General features: G+C 68.5%; 14 protein-coding genes. 10 read left to right on the forward strand and 4 right to left on the reverse strand.

All coding sequences use genetic code 11. The annotated features are described in order from the left end of the window. Positions 1-23: 23 nt before the first annotated feature. Genes otsA through otsB form a run of 3 tightly spaced genes read right to left on the reverse strand, consistent with a single transcriptional unit; the run spans position 24 to position 3,992 of the window. Positions 24-1,403, reverse strand: a complete 1,380-nt coding sequence (otsA, locus tag ACO2Q2_RS03135) for an alpha,alpha-trehalose-phosphate synthase (UDP-forming) (protein WP_423254314.1) — start codon at positions 1,401-1,403, stop codon at positions 24-26. Further along, complete coding sequence (locus tag ACO2Q2_RS03140; protein WP_423254315.1) at positions 1,400-3,205, reverse strand: glycoside hydrolase family 15 protein; 1,806 nt, start codon at positions 3,203-3,205, stop codon at positions 1,400-1,402. Before ACO2Q2_RS03140 ends, otsA begins: the two co-directional genes overlap by 4 nt. Beyond that, positions 3,165-3,992 carry a trehalose-phosphatase gene (gene otsB, locus ACO2Q2_RS03145; RefSeq protein ID WP_423254316.1) on the reverse strand — a complete coding sequence of 276 codons (828 nt, stop codon included), beginning with the start codon at positions 3,990-3,992 and terminating at the stop codon, positions 3,165-3,167. Before otsB ends, ACO2Q2_RS03140 begins: the two co-directional genes overlap by 41 nt. 125 nt (positions 3,993-4,117) lie before the next feature. Between otsB and clpB the strand changes: the two genes are divergently transcribed. Continuing rightward, a complete protein-coding gene (gene clpB, locus ACO2Q2_RS03150; RefSeq protein WP_423254317.1) occupies positions 4,118-6,706 on the forward strand; it encodes an ATP-dependent chaperone ClpB in 2,589 nt (862 codons plus the stop codon). A gap of 70 nt (positions 6,707-6,776) precedes the next feature. Here clpB and ACO2Q2_RS03155 read toward each other — a convergent pair whose 3' ends face one another. Then, positions 6,777-9,176, reverse strand: a complete 2,400-nt coding sequence (locus ACO2Q2_RS03155) for a TonB-dependent receptor plug domain-containing protein (protein ID WP_423254318.1) — start codon at positions 9,174-9,176, stop codon at positions 6,777-6,779. 250 nt (positions 9,177-9,426) lie between these two features. Between ACO2Q2_RS03155 and ACO2Q2_RS03160 the strand changes: the two genes are divergently transcribed. The 9 genes from ACO2Q2_RS03160 (at position 9,427) to ybgC (ending at position 18,029) form a co-directional block, all read left to right on the forward strand. Next, the gene (locus ACO2Q2_RS03160; RefSeq protein ID WP_423254319.1) at positions 9,427-9,723 is read left to right on the forward strand and encodes an FmdB family zinc ribbon protein; all 297 of its coding nucleotides are present in this window, start codon (positions 9,427-9,429) and stop codon (positions 9,721-9,723) included. A 141-nt stretch (positions 9,724-9,864) separates the two neighbouring features. Then, on the forward strand, positions 9,865-11,640 hold the full coding sequence (gene aspS / locus ACO2Q2_RS03165; protein ID WP_423254320.1) for an aspartate--tRNA ligase: 1,776 nt from the start codon (positions 9,865-9,867) through the stop codon (positions 11,638-11,640). A 79-nt stretch (positions 11,641-11,719) separates the two neighbouring features. Continuing rightward, positions 11,720-12,379, forward strand: a complete 660-nt coding sequence (locus ACO2Q2_RS03170; protein ID WP_423254321.1) for an esterase/lipase family protein — start codon at positions 11,720-11,722, stop codon at positions 12,377-12,379. A gap of 74 nt (positions 12,380-12,453) precedes the next feature. Then, positions 12,454-13,173, forward strand: coding sequence for a YebC/PmpR family DNA-binding transcriptional regulator (locus tag ACO2Q2_RS03175; RefSeq protein WP_423254322.1), 720 nt, complete (start codon positions 12,454-12,456; stop codon positions 13,171-13,173). Positions 13,174-13,289: 116 nt separating this feature from the next. Beyond that, a complete protein-coding gene (gene ruvC, locus ACO2Q2_RS03180; RefSeq protein ID WP_423254323.1) occupies positions 13,290-13,841 on the forward strand; it encodes a crossover junction endodeoxyribonuclease RuvC in 552 nt (183 codons plus the stop codon). Then, positions 13,838-14,434: a Holliday junction branch migration protein RuvA gene (gene ruvA, locus ACO2Q2_RS03185; RefSeq protein ID WP_423254324.1), complete on the forward strand. Its 597-nt coding sequence runs from the start codon at positions 13,838-13,840 to the stop codon at positions 14,432-14,434. Before ruvC ends, ruvA begins: the two co-directional genes overlap by 4 nt. Before the next feature lie 16 nt (positions 14,435-14,450). Then, positions 14,451-16,370 (forward strand): potassium transporter Kup, encoded by a 1,920-nt coding sequence (locus tag ACO2Q2_RS03190; protein ID WP_423254325.1) that lies wholly within the window; start codon positions 14,451-14,453, stop codon positions 16,368-16,370. Between the two features lie 145 nt (positions 16,371-16,515). After that, the gene (gene ruvB, locus ACO2Q2_RS03195) at positions 16,516-17,562 is read left to right on the forward strand and encodes a Holliday junction branch migration DNA helicase RuvB (protein ID WP_423254326.1); all 1,047 of its coding nucleotides are present in this window, start codon (positions 16,516-16,518) and stop codon (positions 17,560-17,562) included. A gap of 65 nt (positions 17,563-17,627) precedes the next feature. Continuing rightward, a complete protein-coding gene (gene ybgC / locus ACO2Q2_RS03200) occupies positions 17,628-18,029 on the forward strand; it encodes a tol-pal system-associated acyl-CoA thioesterase (protein WP_423254327.1) in 402 nt (133 codons plus the stop codon). Positions 18,030-18,053: the final 24 nt, after the last annotated feature.

Below are 18,053 nucleotides of genomic sequence, written 5' to 3' on the forward strand. Positions count from 1 at the left end.
TGCGGGAGAGGCCGCCGCGTCCGTCAGCCGGTCAGTCGCTGCAGGAACGACTGGCACCACACGGTGATGTCCTGCTTCTCCAGCACGTCCATCATCGCGCGCCAGCGCTGGCGGCGTTCGCGCAGCGGCATCTGCAGGGCGCGCTCCAGCGCGTTGGCCACCTCGGCCGGGTCGGCGGGATTCACCAGCAGGGCCTCGGCAAGCTCGGCGGCGGCGCCGGCAAACCGCGAGAGCACCAGCACGCCGGGATTCTTCGGGTCCTGGCAGGCCACGTATTCCTTCGCCACCAGGTTCATGCCATCGCGCAGCGGGGTGATCAGCGCTACGCGGGCGGTGCGGTAGTAGCCGGACAGCAGGCGGTGCGGAAAGGACTGGTTGACGTAGCGGATCGGCACCCAGTCCGGCGCGGCATATTTGCCGTTGATATGTCCGGCCAAGCGCTCCAGCTCGCGGCGGATCTGGCGGTATTCCGGTACCGATCCGCGCGAGGGCGGCGCGATCTGCAGGAAGGTGATCTTCCGATGCAGCGCCGGGGCGCGCTCCAGCAGGTGGTCGTAGGCGCGGAAGCGCTCCGGCAATCCCTTGGAATAGTCCAGCCGGTCCACGCCGATGATCAGCGCGCGGCCCTGCAGGCTGTCGCGCAGCCGGGCGGTTTCCTCCAGCCCGGCCGCTTCGCGGGCGGTCTGCGCGACCAGCGCGGTCTCGATGCTGATCGGAAACACGCCGGCGCGGAAGCTGCGCCCGTCAGCCGCGCGGATACGCCCGCCGGGGCGCATCGCCCCGCCGATCTCGTGCAGAAAATATTCCTCCAGCGCGCGCAGGTCTCGTGCGGTGTGCACGCCGATCAGGTCGTAGGAGGCCAGCGTCTCGAACAGCGCGCGGTGCCGCGGCAACCCGATCAGCAGACCGGCGGCCGGCAGCGGCGTGTGCAGGAAGAAGCCGATGCGGCTCTTCACGCCGCGCTCGCGCAGGCGCGCGGCCAGCGGAATCAGGTGGTAGTCGTGCACCCAGATCACGTCGTCGGGCTTGAGCAGCTCGACCAGGCGATCGGCGAACAGCGCGTTGACCCGCAGATAGCCGTCCAGATGGTCGCGCTGGTAGTCGACCAGATCCGGGCGGTAATGCAGCAGCGGCCACAGCGCGCGGTTGGCAAAGCCGGCGTAGAACTCGTCGTGGTCGGTGCGGGTGAGGTCGATGGTGGCGTAGTCGATCGATCCGTCCCGCGTGCAGTGGACCTGGGCGCTGTCCGCCCCGACCTTGCCGCTCCAGCCGAACCACAGGCCGCCGCGTTCGCGCATCGCCGCCCGCATCGCCGAGGCCAGTCCACCGGTGGCGGTCTGCTGCGGCAGTGCCACGCGGTTGGACACCACCACCAGCCTGCCTTGCTCCTTCGTGCCGCTCATAGTGCGTCCTCCCAGCGGCGCGAGAGCCGCATGGCCGCCTGGATCAGCCCCACCATCGAGTAGGTCTGCGGGAAGTTGCCCCAGTGCTCGCCGGTCGTCGGCGCGATGTCCTCGGACAGCAGGCCCAGCGCGTTGCGCTGCTCCAACATGCGCTCAAACATCGCTCGCGCCCGCTCGCGCCTTCCGGTGGCGGCCAGCGCCTCGATGTACCAGAAGGTGCAGATGGTGAAGCTGGTCTCCGGCGCGCCGAAATCGTCCGGTGCGATGTAGCGGAACAGATGATCGCCGCGGCCGAGGGCCTTGCCGACAGCGTCGACCGTGGCGACGAAGCGCGGATCCATCGCCTCGATGAAGCCGATGTCGGCCAGCAGCAGCAGGCTGGCGTCCAGGCGTTCGCCGCCGTAGGCATCGACGAAGTGGCCAAGCTCCGCGTTCCAGCTCCGCGCCAGGATGCGTGCGTGCAGCGCGGTGGCCTCGTCGTGCCAGTGCCGCGCGCGCTCGTCCAGGCCCAGCTCGGTGGCGATGTGCGCCAGGCGGTCGCAGGCGGCCCAGCACATCGCGGCCGAATAGGTGTGTACGGCGGCGCGGCCGCGGAATTCCCACAGACCGGCATCGGGCTGCTCGGCCGTGCGCACGGCCAGCCGCCCCATCCGCTCCAGCCGCTCGAACATGCGCGCGTCGCCGCGATGCTCGAGGCGATGGTCGAAGAACAGCTGCGCCGAGGCCAGCACTACCGAGCCGTAGACGTCGTTCTGCCGCTGCCGCCAGGCGTCGTTGCCCATCCGCACCGGACCCATGCCGCGATAGCCGGCGAGTGCATCGGCAGTGCGCTCGTGCAGTTCGCGCTCGAAGGTGATGCCGAACACCGGGCCGATCTCCGCGTCGTCGTCCTCGGCGACGAGGTTGAACACGTAGCGGATGTAGTTCTCCATGGTGCGGGTGGCGCCGAGCCGGTTGAGCGCGCGCACGGTGAAGGCGGCGTCGCGCAGCCAGCAATAGCGGTAATCCCAGTTGCGCCCGGTGTCGGCCGCCTCGGGGATCGAGGTGGTGAGCGCCGCGACGATCGCGCCGGTGGCCTCGTACTGGCACAGCTTGAGCGTGATGGCGGCGCGGATCACCGCGTCCTGCCACTCGTACGGGATCGACAGGTAGCGCACCCAGTCGCGCCAGTATTCCTGCGTGCGGTGCAGTGCCAGTGCGATGAAGTCGGCCAGGCTTTCATCGAGGGTCTCGTCGGGGCCGAACACGAAGTGCGCCGGCCGATCCAGCCCGAACGGCAGCGCGCGCTCGATCATCGGCACGGGCACGTCGCCGGTCAGCCGCAGCGTGGCGTCGCCCAGCCGGAAGCGCAGATGATTGCTGCCGGAGGTGGTGGCGGCCGGCGCCGCGCCGTAGCCGCACAGCGGCCGCATCAGCACGCGGATGCGCGGCGAGCCGGCCAGCGGGCGCACGCGTCGGGTGAGCATCACCGGGTGAAACAGGCGACCACGCGCGCGGTAGCGCGGCGCGAAGTCGGTGATCTCGACGGCGCCGCCGTGGCGGTCGTGCAGCCGCGTGACGAGCACGGCGGTGTTGGTCTCGTACCACTGCTCGCTGCGCTCCAGATCCTGCAGCTCGATGCTCCAGTCGCCGCCCTCGTGCCGGGGCGAGAGCAGGACGCAGAAGCTGGCATCGCTGTCGAAGGTGGGCAGGCAGGCCCACACGATGCGTGCGCGCCGGTCGATCAGCGCGGCCACGCTGCCGTTGCCGACCACGCCCAGCTCAAGATCGTTCGGCAGGGTCTCCGTGCGCTCTGGTGTCATGCGGCGAGGCTCCTTGCATCAGCGCGCGTTGCACGCGGAACAGCCAATGCTGCACGGCAGCCGGACTAGACAGCGTGAATTGCGCTGCCGTGGGGCGTCGATAGCCCACGCGGATGCCGCAGCCGCCAGCGCGGGCTACCGTGTCGAAGGCGTGCTCATCGGTGAGATCGTCGCCGATGTAGACCGGCTGGCGGCCGGCGAACGGTGGTCGCCGCAGCAGCTCACGCACGGCCCGCCCCTTGTCCATGCCGGCCGGCTTGATCTCCATCACGAGGTTGCCGGCCTGAAGCTCGTAGCCTGGCATCGCATCGGCAAGAGCGTTCGCGGCGGCGCGCATGGCCTCGAAGCGCTCGGGCGCACGGCGGCAGTGCAGGGCGATGGCGATGCCCTTGTCTTCCAGGTCGATGCCGCCGAGCGTCCCGAGCAGGGCTTCGGCACGTTGCTTGAGTTGTGCGTGTGCGGAGCTGTCGAGCCGATGCTCGCGGCGGCAGCCGTCCGCGTGGCGAAGCTGCAGGCCGTGAAGGCCGGCCATCGCCCAGGGCGGGCCGAACAGCCGGTCGAGGTCGGCCAGCGCGCGACCGCTCACCAGCGCCAGCGCGCCGTCCAGCAATGCGTGCAGATCGTGGAGCAGGGCAAGCCGGGCGGGCGGGACGGCGACGGCGGCGGGATCGTCGTGGAAATCCAGCAGGGTGCCGTCGACGTCCAGGAATAGCGCCCAGCGCGCGCCCGGCGCAGGCAGCGGCGGCGCGGGCAGGTCGGAGGGGGCAGTGTCATCGGAGGCGGTCATCGACGCAGCACACTAGTAAGGCGCATGTGAAGGCCGGGCGCATCGGCTTGAATCGTCCACGCCCGTCCGCATCTTGCGGCTCAGTGGCAGCGGCGCTGCCCATACTTCTCCAGAGGGAATCCCCCATGCGGATGGACAAACTCACCTCGCGTTTCCAGCAGGCGCTGGCCGACGCGCAATCGCTGGCCGTGGGCCGCGACCACAACATGCTCGAACCGGTGCACGTGATGGCCGCGCTGCTCGACCAGCAGGGCGGTTCCACCGGTCCGCTGCTGACCCAGGCGCAGGTCAACGTGCCGGCGCTGCGCCAGCGCGTGGGCGAACTGCTCGGGCGTCTGCCGCAGGTGCGCGGGCAGGAAGGCAACATCAACCTCGGCAACGACCTCAATCGCCTGCTCAACCTGACCGATAAGCTGGCGCAGCAGCGCGGCGACCAGTTCATCGCCAGCGAACTGTTCGTGCTCGCGGCGCTGGAGGACAAGGGTGAGCTCGGCGCCGCCCTCAAGGAAGCCGGTGCCACTCGGGCCAATCTGGAGGCGGCGATCGAGAAGCTGCGCGGCGGCGAGAAGGTGCAGAGCGAGAACGCCGAGGAACAGCGCCAGGCGCTGGAGAAATACTGCATCGATCTCACCGCGCGCGCCGAGAGCGGCAAGCTCGATCCGGTGATCGGCCGCGACGAGGAGATCCGCCGCACCATCCAGGTGCTGCAGCGGCGCACCAAGAACAACCCGGTGCTGATCGGCGAACCGGGCGTGGGCAAGACCGCGATCGTCGAGGGCCTGGCCCAGCGCATCGTCAAGGGCGAGGTGCCCGAGGGCCTGCGCGATCGCCGCGTGCTGTCGCTGGACATGGGCGCGCTGATCGCCGGCGCCAAGTTCCGCGGCGAGTTCGAGGAGCGCCTCAAGGCCGTGCTCAACGACCTGGCGAAGAACGAGGGCCAGATCATCCTGTTCATCGACGAACTGCACACCATGGTCGGCGCGGGCAAGGCCGAGGGTTCGATGGACGCCGGCAACATGCTCAAGCCGGCGCTGGCGCGCGGCGAGCTGCACTGCATCGGCGCCACCACGCTGGACGAGTACCGCAAGTACATCGAGAAGGACGCCGCGCTGGAGCGGCGCTTCCAGAAGGTGTTCGTGGGCGAGCCCACGGTGGAGGACACCATCGCCATCCTGCGCGGCCTGAAGGAGCGCTATGCGGTGCATCACGGCGTGGAGATCACCGACCCGGCGATCGTCGCCGCGGCCACGCTGTCCAACCGCTACATCCCCGATCGCCAGCTGCCGGACAAGGCGATCGACCTGATGGACGAGGCCGCCTCGCGCATCCGCATGGAGATCGACTCCAAGCCGGAGGAACTGGACCGCCTGGAGCGCCGGCTGATCCAGCTGAAGATCCAGCGCGAGATGCTGAAGAAGGAGAAAGACGAGGAATCGAAGAAGCGCCTCGCGGATCTGGAGGCCGACATCGACAAGCTGGAGCGCGAGTTCTCCGACCTCAACGAGATCTGGAAATCCGAAAAGGCCGCGCTGCAGGGCGCGACCAGGGTGAAGGAGCAGATCGAGGCCGCGCGCGTCGAGCTGGAGGCGGCGCAGCGCCGGCAGGACTACGCCAAGATGAGCGAGATCCAGTACGGCCGCCTGCCGGAACTGGAAAAGCAGCTCGCCGCGGCGCAGGCCGCCGAGCAGCAGGGCGACTTCAAGCTGGTGCAGGACCGCGTCACCGCCGAGGAGATCGCCGAGGTGGTCTCGCGCTGGACCGGCATCCCGGTCAGCAAGATGCTCGAGGGCGAGCGCGAGAAACTGCTGAAGATGGAGGACGCGCTGCACGCGCGGGTGGTCGGCCAGGACGAGGCGATCAAGGTGGTTGCCGATGCGGTGCGCCGCTCGCGCGCCGGGCTGTCCGATCCGAACCGGCCCAGCGGCTCGTTCCTGTTCCTCGGCCCCACCGGGGTGGGCAAGACCGAGCTGTGCAAGGCACTGGCCGAATTCCTGTTCGACTCGGCCGATGCGATGGTGCGCATCGACATGAGCGAGTTCATGGAGAAGCACGCGGTGTCGCGGCTGGTCGGCGCGCCGCCGGGCTACGTCGGCTACGAGGAGGGCGGCTACCTTACCGAGGCGGTGCGCCGCCGGCCGTACAGCGTGATCCTGCTGGACGAGGTGGAGAAGGCGCATCCGGACGTGTTCAACATCCTGCTGCAGGTGCTCGACGACGGCCGCCTCACCGACGGCCAGGGTCGCACGGTGGACTTCCGCAACACGGTCATCGTGATGACCTCGAACCTCGGTTCGCACCAGATCCAGGAGCTTGCGGGCGACGATTCGCCCGAGGCGTACACGCAGATGAAGGCCGCGGTGATGGGCGTGGTGCAGGCGCACTTCCGGCCCGAGTTCATCAACCGGCTGGACGACATCGTCGTCTTCCACCCGCTGACCAAGCCGCAGATCCGGCAGATCGCGCGCATCCAGCTGCGCAGCCTGGAGAAGCGGCTGGCCGAGCGGCAACTGGGGCTGACCATCAGCGAGAAGGCGCTGGACCTGCTGGGCAACGTCGGCTTCGATCCGGTGTATGGCGCCAGGCCGCTGAAGCGTGCGATCCAGCAGCAGGTGGAGAACCCGCTGTCGCGGGAAATCCTGGAGGGACGTTTCCCGGCCGGTGCCACCGTGGCGGTGGATGCCGAGGGCGGCCACCTGGTGTTCCGCAGGGCTTGAACCAGCCGGCTTCGGAACGAAGAAGCCCGCCGATTGGCGGGCTTCTTCTTGTTGCATCAAGCGGGGCGGCTTACCAGTGATACGCCACCGTGGCGTAGTAGTAGGAGCCGCTGAAGCCGTACGGCGAGGAGTTCGGGTACGGCAGGATGATGTTGAAGGCGCTGGTGCGCGGCTGGTTTTTGTCGGGGTATTGGTTGGTGACGTTGTTACCACCGACGGTGAAGCTCCAGTCATTCCAGTTGTAGCTGGCCGAGAGATCCAGCAGCACCGAGGAGCCGAAGGTCTGGTCGCCGCTGGGCACGGTGGCGAACGTGGTCCATTGGCCGTAGTGCGTGAGCTGGCCATGGAAGCTCCAGTTGCTCACTGACCAGTCGGCGGCGACGAAAGCCTTGGTCTTGGGCGTGCCCTTGGTGATGCGACCCTCCTCGGCGCGGTCGATGATCGGCAGGGTCAGCCCGGCCAGCCCCAACTGCGGCGGGTTCGCTGCGATGTTGCGGATGGTGGTCTTGTTCCAGTTGATGCCGCCGGTGAGCTTGAGCGAGGAGTTCTGCAACTCGATCGGGTAGGTGGACACCAGATCCACGCCGCGGGTGCGCGTGTCGACGGCGTTGGTGAAGAAGCGGCCGCCGCTGACGAACGGGATGCCGACCGAGGTGAGATAGTTCTGCACCGCGCCGCCGACCAGGTTGCCGCTGAGGATGATGCGGTGGTCGATGTCGATTTGGTACAGGTCCAGCGTGGTGTACAGGCCGCTGACCGGCGTCAGCACGAGGCCGAGGCTGTAGTTGCGCGACTTCTCCGGCTTGAGATTCTGTGCACCCAGCGCCTGGGCCGCCGGATCGCTGACCGGGAAGGTGCGGATCGTGTACGGAGTCAGCGTGCCGTTGCCGGTATTGACGAAATTGATCGCGGTCGAGGAGTAGTACTCCTGCTGCAGCGACGGCGCGCGGAAGCCATTGGACACCGTGCCACGCAACGCCACGGTGTCGTTGAACGCATAGCGGCCCGAGGCCTTCACCGAGGTGGTGCTGCCGAAGTCGCTGTAGTGCTCGTAGCGCGCCGCCAGGCCCGCGGAGAACTTGTAGGTCACGTCGCCTTCCAGATCGACGTAAACCGCGTGGCTGTTGCGGCCGTGCGTGCCTGCATCACCCGGCTGGTAGCCCGGGAACACCTGGGCGCCAGCGCCGGCATACGAGGCGCCGTCACCTTCCTTGATGGTGAACTTCTCGTGGCGGTATTCCAGACCCCAGGCCACGGTCAGCGGGCTCTGCAGGCCGCTGACGTCGAAGTCGCGGCTGAAGTCGCTGTTGAACGCGTCCTGCCGGTTGGTCAGCGTGCCGATGTAGAAGCCGGTCGGCGAATCAGCGCCGAGCGAGTAGTTGTAGGTGTCGGCGGTGTTGAGCTTCCAGTGGTTGCCGCCGGTGTTGGCGCTGAGGTCGTAGTTCCAGCCGGCCACCTTGCCGCGCACGCCGAGCACCTCGGAGTCGTCGCGGATCGCGCTGTTCTCGATCGGCAGATAGCCGCTGGGATACACGTCGACCGCGCCGGAGCCATTGCTGGCGTACTGCGACAGCGAGCGGAAGAAGCCGCCGGCACTCACGTTGCGCTTGTTGAACAGGGTGAAGGCGTACAGCTGCGCGTTCGGCGTCAGGTCGTACTGCGCGTTGATCGCCGCCTGCTTGGAGCGGGTCAGCGGCAGGCCGTAGTGGAAGGTGACCGTGTTGTAGGTCGGGTCGGCCGGGTAGCGCTGGTCGGGGCCGGCGCGGTTGGTCGGATCCTGGTGGGTGACGTTGGCGCTCAGGTGCACCCAGCCCTTGTCGCCCAGCTTGAAGCCGCCGTCGGCGCCGCCCTGCCAGGTCTTGCCGTCACCGGTGTCATAGCGGCCGCCGGTCAGGCTGGCCGAGCCGTGCTCGGCGCCGCCCTTGAGGATGATGTTGATCACGCCGGCGATGGCGTCGGAGCCGTACTGGGCAGCGGCGCCGTCACGCAGCACTTCCACGTGGTCGATCGCGTTGACCGGGATCGCATTGATGTCCACCGGCGACGAGCCGCGGCCCAGCGAGCCGTTGACGTTGACGATGGCGGTCGGGTGCTGGCGCTTGCCGTTGATCAGCACCAGCGTTTGGTCCGGCGACAGCCCGCGCAGCTGCGCGGGCTGGATGGCATCGGTGGCGTCGGTGACCGAGGGCTGCGGGAAGTTGAACGACGGCAGCAGGGTGCGCAGTGCGGAGGCGAGGTTCGGCGCGCCGGTGTTCTGCAGATCCTGCGGGGTGAGTACGTCGATCGGCGCCAGCGAAGTGGACTCGGTGCGGTCGAATGCACGCGTGCCGGTAACCACCACGGTCTGCAGTTCGGTGGTCTTCTTGCCACCCTGCTTGGGGGCGGCGTCCTGGGCGCTGGCCACCTGCGAGAGCGCAAGCAGGGTGGCGGCGGCCAGGGCGGTGCGGGTCAGTAGCGGTCGTGCGGGCATGGATGGTTCTCCCAAATGGCGAATCGCGTCTGTGCGCGATGAAAATTCCTGCAGCAAGGCAGTGCCGATCGTGATTTGTTGCGATGCGACATGGTTCCCTTGAATCGCAAACTAGGCAGGCGACGGGCCTGTGTCAACCAGACGTTAGTAAAATGTGATACGAACGTATGCCGGCCATCGGCCGGATGCTTGAAATGTTTCGGGCAGGCGCCATAGTCGGCGCCTGCCCGATTTCTCCCGGAGTTTGCCCATGCCCATCTACGCCTTCGCCTGTCAGGCCTGCGGCCACCGCTTCGATCGTTTGCAGAAGCTGTCCGACGCCGACCCCACCCTCTGCCCGGTCTGCAACGCCGAGCAGGTGCAGCGGCAGGTGACCGCACCGTCATTCCGGCTTGCCGGCAGCGGCTGGTATGAGACCGACTTCAAGAAGGACGGCGAGAAGAAGCGCAATCTGGCCGGCGACACCGCGGCTGCGCCGGCACCGGCCACCCCCGCGGCAGCGCCGGCACCCGCCCCTGCCGCGGCGTCCGCCGCCAGCGCCGGCTGAACGAACCACGCAGAGAACTGCGCCGATGCCATCCATGCGTAAAACATCCATGCGCAAGGCCTCCCGCCAGCGCCTGCGGTGATACCATCGGCGGCCTTTTCCCCGCCCCACGCCGCCGCCGCGGCCCGGAGTTCCAAGCGCATGCGCACGCATTACTGCGGACTCATCGACGAGTCCCTGGTCGGCCAGACCGTCACCCTGTGCGGCTGGGTCAACAAGGCCCGCCTCCAGTCCCACGTCGCCTTCATCGACCTGCGCGATCACGAGGGGCTGGCCCAGGTGGTGGCGGAGCGCGAGAACGCCGATGCCTTCGCCGTGGCTGGCGATGTCGGTTATGAGTACTGCCTGCGCGTGACCGGCACGATCCGCGCGCGGCTCTCGGTGAACGACAAGCTCAAGACCGGCACGGTCGAGCTGCTGGCCGAGAAGGTCGAGATCCTCAACGCGGCGAAGGACCTGCCCTTCGCGCTGCACGAGAACCCGAACGAGGACCTGCGGATGACCTACCGCTACCTCGACCTGCGCCGGCCCGAGATGCAGGCGATGATGCGCAAGCGCATCAAGCTGGTGCAGGCGCTGCGCCGCTACCTCGACGAGCGCGGCTTCCAGGACATCGAGACGCCGATCCTGACCAAGGCCACACCGGAGGGCGCGCGCGACTACCTGGTGCCCAGCCGCGTGCATCCGGGCCAGTTCTATGCGTTGCCGCAGTCGCCGCAGCTGTTCAAGCAGATCCTGATGATGGCCGGCTTCGACCGCTACTACCAGATCGCCCGCTGCTTCCGCGACGAGGACCTGCGCGCCGACCGGCAGCCGGAATTCACCCAGCTCGACCTGGAGTTCGCCTTCGTCGAAGAGCGGGACGTGCAGGACTTCGTGGAGGAACTCGTCCGCCACGTGTTCCGCGAGGTGCAGGGCGTGGAGCTGGACGCCGCCTTCCCGCGCATGACCTGGATCGATGCGATGCGCCGCTTCGGCTCGGACAAGCCGGACCTGCGCATCGCGCTGGAACTGGTCGACGTGGCCGACGTGCTCAAGCACGTCGAGTTCAAGGTGTTTGCCGAACCGGCCAATGACGTGGCCGGTCGCGTCGCCGCGCTGCGCGTGCCCGGGGCCGCCACGTTGTCGCGCAAGGAGATCGACACGCTGACCGAGTATGTCGGACGCTACGGCGCCAAGGGACTGGCCTGGCTCAAGGTCGAAGACCTGGCCAAGGGGCGCGAGGGTATCAATTCGCCGGTGGCGAAGTTCCTCGACGACGCGGCGCTGGACGGCGTGCTGCAGGCCACCGGCGCGCAGACCGGCGACATCGTGTTCGTCGGCGCCGGCAAGTGGAAGACGGTCACCGACTTCATGGGTGCGCTGCGCCTGAAGGTCGGCAAGGACCGCGGCCTGGTCGAGAACAGCTGGAAGCCGCTGTGGGTCACCGACTTCCCGATGTTCGAATACGACGAGGAAGAAAAGCGCTTCGTCGCGCTGCATCACCCGTTCACCGCGCCCAAGGTCGACGACATCGCCGACCTCAAGGCGAATGCGGCGATCGCGGTGAGCCGCGGCTACGACATGGTGCTCAACGGCAACGAGATCGGCGGCGGCTCGATCCGCATCCACCGCCCGGAGATGCAGAGCGCGGTGTTCGAGCTGCTCGGCATCGGCGCGGACGAGGCCGAGGCCAAGTTCGGCTTCCTGCTCAAGGCGCTGAAGTTCGGAGCGCCGCCGCACGGCGGCCTGGCGTTCGGCATCGACCGCATCGCCGCGCTGATGGCCGGTACCGAGTCGATCCGCGACGTGATCGCCTTCCCCAAGACCACCAGTGCGCAGGACCTGATGACCGACGCGCCCTCGCCGGTGGCCGCGAGCCAGCTCAAGGAACTGCACGTGGCCGTGGCGGCGCCGGAGCCGGCCGGGCACGGTTGATGTCGCCGATGCGGTCGACGTCATGGTTGGCGCGCCATGCGCGGATGCGTCGCCATGTTGAGCCGCAGATGTCGGCGCGATGATCGAGCACGTCATCCTGCTGCATGGCCTGTGGATGCGCGGTTTCGCGCTGGCTATGCTGCACCGGCGGATGATGGAGGCCGGGTTCCGCGTCCATCGGTTCGACTACCTCAGCGTGGCCAACACGCAGGAGCGCATCCTGGAGCGGCTGCACGGGCGGATGGTCGAGCTGGCCGAGTCCGGCAGCGCGGTGCATCTGGTGGGGCATAGCCTGGGGGGGCTGCTGGCACTGCAGGTATGCCACGGCGCCGTGGACCTGCCGCCCGGTCGCGTGGTGTGTCTGGGCGCGCCCCTGCGCGGCAGCGCCGCGGCGCGCGAGTTTTCCGGGCTCGGCCGCAGCGGCGAGGCGCTGCTCGGCCACAACCGCGACCTGCTCGAAAAGGGCTTCGAGCGCTGGGACGGCCCGCGTCAGGTCGGCGTGATCGCCGGCCGCTCGCCGATCGGCCTGGGCGCCGTGCTGGCCCACATCGAGGGCGAGCACGACGGCACCGTGGCAGTGTCCGAGACGCGGCTGCCCGGGCTGGCCGACCATTGCGTGGTCGATGCCAGCCACACGGGATTGCTGTTTTCCGCCGAGGTGGCGCGGCTCACCGCGCGCTTCCTGCGCGAGGGCCGCTTTGCCGATGCCGTGGCCGGCGAGCCACCCGCCGCAGGCTGAGAACAGGGGCCACCGCTGCGTGGCGTATGGAGTAAAATTCCGCGCTTCATCACCAGATCGAGTTGTGCAGCGCCATGGGTAGAGGCCCGTCCATCGAAGGTCGCAAGAACGCCGAAGACGCCAGGCGCGCCAAGGTGTTCACCAAGCTCATCCGCGAGATCACCGTGGCCACCCGCGCCGGCGTGGCCGATCCGGCCGGCAATCCGCGCCTGCGCGCGGCGGTGGACAAGGCGCTGGCGGCCAACATGTCCAAGGACACCATCGAGCGCGCGATCAAGCGCGGCTCCGGCGCCGACGGCGGCGCCAACATGGAAGATCTGCGCTACGAGGGCTATGGCCCGGCCGGCATCGCACTGATCATCGAGTGCTTCACCGACAACCCCACCCGCACCGTGGCCGACGTGCGCCATGCGCTCACCCGCCATGGCGGCAACCTCGGCACCAGCGGCTCGGTGGTGTTCCAGTTCACCCGCTGCGGCGAGATCGTGTTCGCCACCGGCGGTGACGAAGCGGCCGAGGAAAAAGTGCTGGAGGCCGCGCTCGAGGCCGGTGCCGACGACGTGCTCAACGAGCACGGCGAGAGCATCGTGCTGTGCGCGCCGGAGCATTTCGAGGCCGTGCAGCAGGCGCTGATCGCCGCGGGGCTGGAGTCGTCGCATGCCGGCGTGGTGATGCGCCCGAACAACCGCGTGGCGGTGCCCGAGGAGGCGCAGGAAACGCTGCAGGATCTGCTCGAGCGTCTCGACGCACTCGACGACGTCAGCGAGGTCTACCACAACGCTGTGTTGCCGTGAAGGCCGGGACGCGGGACTCGGGACTCGGGACTCGGAAAGGCGTTCCCTCGGCAGCACCGAAGTCATCGGTTCCACTGGCCTCATGCGCTCCCGCTTTCTCAAAGGGCGGCTCTGCCGTGTCCCGAGTCCCGGGTTCCGAGTCCCGTGCCACCCGCATCCTCGGCATCGACCCCGGCAGCCAGCGCACCGGCGTGGGCATCATCGATGTCGACGGGCAGGGCCGGTTGTCGCATGTGTTCCACGGCGCGCTGGCCGTGGCCGGCGAGGCCACCTTCCCGCTGCGGCTGAAATGCATCTTCGACGGCCTGTGTGACATCATCGCCGCCCATCAACCGGCCGAGTGCGCGATCGAGCGCGTGTTCATGGCGCGCAATCCCGATTCCGCGCTGAAGCTGGGGCAGGCCAGGGGCGCCGCGATCTGTGCGGTGGTCAGTCAGGGGATCGCGGTGCACGAGTACGCAGCAACCGAAGTGAAGCAGTCGGTGGTCGGCAGCGGCCGCGGCGACAAGACCCAGGTACAGCACATGATCGGCATCCTGCTCGGCCTGAAGGGGCCGCTGCAGGCCGATGCGGCCGACGCGCTGGCGGTCGCCGTCACCCACGCGCACACGCGCGCCAGCCTGGCCCGCGTCGGCATTCCGCGCACGGCGTGGAGGCGCGGGCGATGATCGGTCGCCTGCGCGGCACGCTCGTTTCCAGGCAGCCGCCGTGGCTGCTGATCGACGTCGGTGGCGTGGGCTACGAGCTGGAAGCGCCGATGTCGACCATCTACGACCTGCCGGCCATCGGCAAGGAGGTGATCCTGCTCACTCACCACGCGGTGAAGGAAGACAGCGTGGCGCTGTACGGCTTCATGCACGACGCCGAGCGCACGCTGTTCCGCAACCTGCTCAAGGTCAGCGGCATCGGCGCGAAGATCGCGCTGGCGGTACTGTCGGGCGTGTCCACCAGCGACTTCGCGCGGCTGGTGCATGCCGGCGACGTGGTGGCGCTCACCAGGATTCCCGGCATCGGCAAGAAGACCGCGGAGCGCATCGTGGTGGAGCTGCGCGACCGCGTGGGCGGGCTCACGGTGAGCCTGCCCGGCATGCCGGCGAGCGCGGCCGGGCCGCTCGACGCGCCCGGCGAGGCGACGGTGGCACTGCAGCAGCTCGGCTACAAGCCGGCCGAAGTCACGCGCCTGGTGCAGAAGGTCGCCGCCGACGGCGACAGCGCCGAGGCCATCATTCGCAAGGCACTGCGCGCCGCGCTCGGCGGCTAGGGCAGTGGGGAACGCCATGAACCAACCGACGCAAACTTCGCCATCGACCGCCGGCGGCGACACCGACGCCACCCACGGCAGCCGCTCGACGCTGATCCTCGGCGCCATCGGCGTGGTGTTCGGCGACATCGGCACCAGCCCGCTGTACACCATGCACGAGACCTTCCTGCCCGAGCACGGCCTGCATCCGCGCCCGGCAACGGTGCTGGGCATCCTCTCGCTGATCACCTGGTCGCTGATCATGGTGGTGGCGGTGAAGTACGTGAGCCTGGTGATGCGCGCCGACAACAAGGGCGAGGGCGGCATCATGGCCTTGATGACGCTGGCCCAGCGCGCGGTGGGCCAGTCCACCCGCATGCGCAAGCTGGTGGTGCTGATGGCGCTGCTCGGTGCGGCGCTGTTCTTCGGCGACGGCGTGATCACGCCGTCGATTTCGGTGCTGTCGGCGGTGGAGGGCCTGGAGGTGGCGGCGCCGGCGCTGGCGCACTGGGTGGTGCCGATCACTGTGGCGGTGCTGCTGGGCCTGTTCTGGCTGCAGCGCCACGGCACGGCCAGGGTCGGCGCGGTATTCGGCCCGATCATGGTGCTGTGGTTCCTCAGCCTGGGCGTGATCGGCGTGTGGAACATCATTCAGGCGCCGGGCGTGCTGTATGCGCTCAATCCCTGGTACGCGGTGCAGTTCTTCATGACTCACGGCGCGGCCTCGGCGCTGGCGCTGGGCTCGGTGGTGCTGTGTGTGACCGGCGCCGAGGCGCTGTACACCGACATGGGCCACTTCGGCCGCTTTCCGATCCGGGCGGCCTGGTTCTTCTTCGTGATGCCGGCGCTGCTGCTCAACTATTACGGCCAGGGCGGCCTGCTGCTGGTCGACCCGACCGCGATCGACAACCCGTTCTATCACTCCGTGCCGGACTGGGCGCTCTATCCGATGATCGCGCTGGCGACGGCCTCCACGGTGATCGCCTCGCAGGCGGTGATCTCCGGCGCGTTCACCGTGACGCGGCAGGCGATCCAGCTCGGCTTCGTGCCGCGCATGCAGGTGGTGCACACCTCGCGCGAGGCGATCGGACAGATCTTCCTGCCGTGGGTGAACCGCGCGCTAATGGTGGCGGTGATCGCCACGGTGGTGAGCTTCGGCTCGTCCAACGCGCTGGCCGGCGCCTACGGCATCGCGGTGACCGGCACCATGGCGATCGATACCGTGCTGGTGATGATCGTGGCGCGGCGCATGTGGAAGTGGAGCCGCGCCGCGGTGATCGTTGTCGCCGTCATGCTGCTGGTGATCGACCTGAGCTACTTCGGCGCGAACACGCTGAAGATCCTGCAGGGCGGCTGGTTCCCGCTGGTGCTCGGCCTGATCATGTTCGTGGTGATGACCACCTGGCGCCGTGGCCGCGACCTGGTGGTGCGCGAGATCAAGCAGGGCGGCCTGGCGCTGAAGCCGTTCATCGCCAACATCGCCGAGCATCCGCCGCTGCGCGTGCCGGGCACGGCGGTGTTCCTCACCGCCAATCAGGAGGCGGTGCCGCACGCGCTGCTGCACAACCTCAAGCACAACAAGGTGCTGCACGAGCGCAACGTGCTGCTCACTGCCGAGACGCTGGAGACCCCGGTGGCCGAGGCGGAGGAACGCATCCAGCTGGAAGAACTGGGCGGTGGCTTCTACAGCCTCACCCTGCGCTTCGGTTTCGCCGAGGACCCGAACATCCCGCTGGCGCTGGCGCAGTGCTCGCGCAGCGGCCTGCCGTTCGACCTGATGGACACCACGTTCTTCCTGTCGCGCGAGAACATCGTGGCCGATGTGCATCGGCCGGGCATGGCGCTGTGGCGCGACAAGCTGTTCGTCTTCATGGCGCGCAACGCGCTGCCGGCCACCGCGTTCTTCCAGATCCCCGGCAACCGGCTGATTGAGCTGGGCGCGCAGGTGGAGATCTGAGAGGCCGGCCTGGGCCGGCGCGATCGCGGTGGTAGGGGCGCACCCTGTGCGCGAATGCTCTTGCTCCTGATCGACAGCAAAGCCAAGAGCATTCGCGCACAGGGTGCGCTCCTACGGGTGTGCCGCGGCCTGCCATAATGCCGGCATGACCGACCGCATCATCACCGCCGCCGCCCAGCTCGACGACAACGCGCTGGAAGCCACCATCCGGCCCCGGCGGCTGGCTGAATACCTCGGCCAGCAGGCGGTGCGCGAGCAGCTGTCGATCTACATCGAGGCGGCCAGGAAGCGCGGCGGGGCGCTGGACCACGTGCTGATCTTCGGGCCGCCCGGGCTGGGCAAGACCACGCTCAGCCATGTCATCGCCAACGAGCTGGGCGTCAACGTGCGCTCCACCTCCGGCCCGGTGCTGGAGCGCGCCGGCGACCTGGCCGCGCTGCTGACCAACCTCGAACCGCACGACGTGCTCTTCGTCGACGAGATCCATCGCCTGTCGCCGGTGGTCGAGGAGGTGCTGTATCCGGCGATGGAGGACTTCCAGATCGACATCATGATCGGCGAGGGACCGGCCGCCCGTTCGATCAAGCTGGACCTGCCGCCGTTCACCCTGATCGGCGCCACCACACGGGCCGGGATGCTTACGGCCCCCTTGCGCGACCGCTTCGGCATCGTGCAGCGGCTGGAGTTCTACTCTGCCGACGAACTGACCGAGATCGTCCGTCGCGCGGCGAAGATCCTCGGCATCGCCTGCGAGCTGGAGGGGGCGCAGGAAATTGCACGGCGCGCCCGCGGTACCCCGCGCATCGCCAACCGCTTGCTGCGCCGCGTGCGCGACTACGCCGAGGTGCGCGCCGAGGGCGCCATCACGCTGGCGGCGGCACAGGCCGCGCTGGGCATGCTGAAGGTCGACCCGCAGGGCTTCGACGAACTGGATCGCCGCCTGCTCGCGCTGATCGTGGAGAACTTCGACGGCGGCCCGGTGGGTGTGGAGTCGCTGGCCGCCGCGCTCAGCGAGGACCGCGGCACGCTGGAGGACGTGGTCGAGCCGTACCTGATCCAGCAGGGCTACCTGGTGCGCACGGCGCGTGGCCGCATGGTCAGCGCCAAGGGCTGGCGCCACCTCGGACTCAGCCCGCCGCCGCGCCAGGCGCTGGCGCCGGACCTGTTCGCCGCCGGGCCGGGCGAGCCCTGATCGGCCAGCGGAACCGGCATTGCCCGGCGGCTGCGCCACCTCATCCGTCGCAGGAGATCACGACCATGCCACCGTTCCACTGGCCCGTGCGCGTCTACTGGGAAGACACCGATGCCGGCGGCGTGGTCTACCACGCCAGCTACCTGCGTTTCATGGAGCGTGCCCGCAGCGAGTGGCTGCGCAGCCTGGGCGTGGAGCAGTCGGCGTTCAAGGCGCGTACCGGGCTGGCCTTCCTGGTGCGCTCGATGCACATCGATTTCCTCAAGGCCGCCCTGCTGGACGATGAACTGCTCGTGACGGTCGAAGTCAAAGAACGTCGCGCTGCCAGTATCCTTTTCGGCCAGACCATCCAGCGCCGCGACGGTACCGGGCTCATCCAGGCCCAGGTGCGCGTGGCGTGCGTCGACGTCGAGCGCATGGTGCCGGTGCGGATACCCGACGACGCCATTCCCGGTCTCACCCCCTGACCTTATTCCCGCGGAGAATTCCCA

The organism is Dyella sp. KRB-257, from assembly GCF_049445995.1.
GTDB lineage: Bacteria > Pseudomonadota > Gammaproteobacteria > Xanthomonadales > Rhodanobacteraceae > Dyella_A.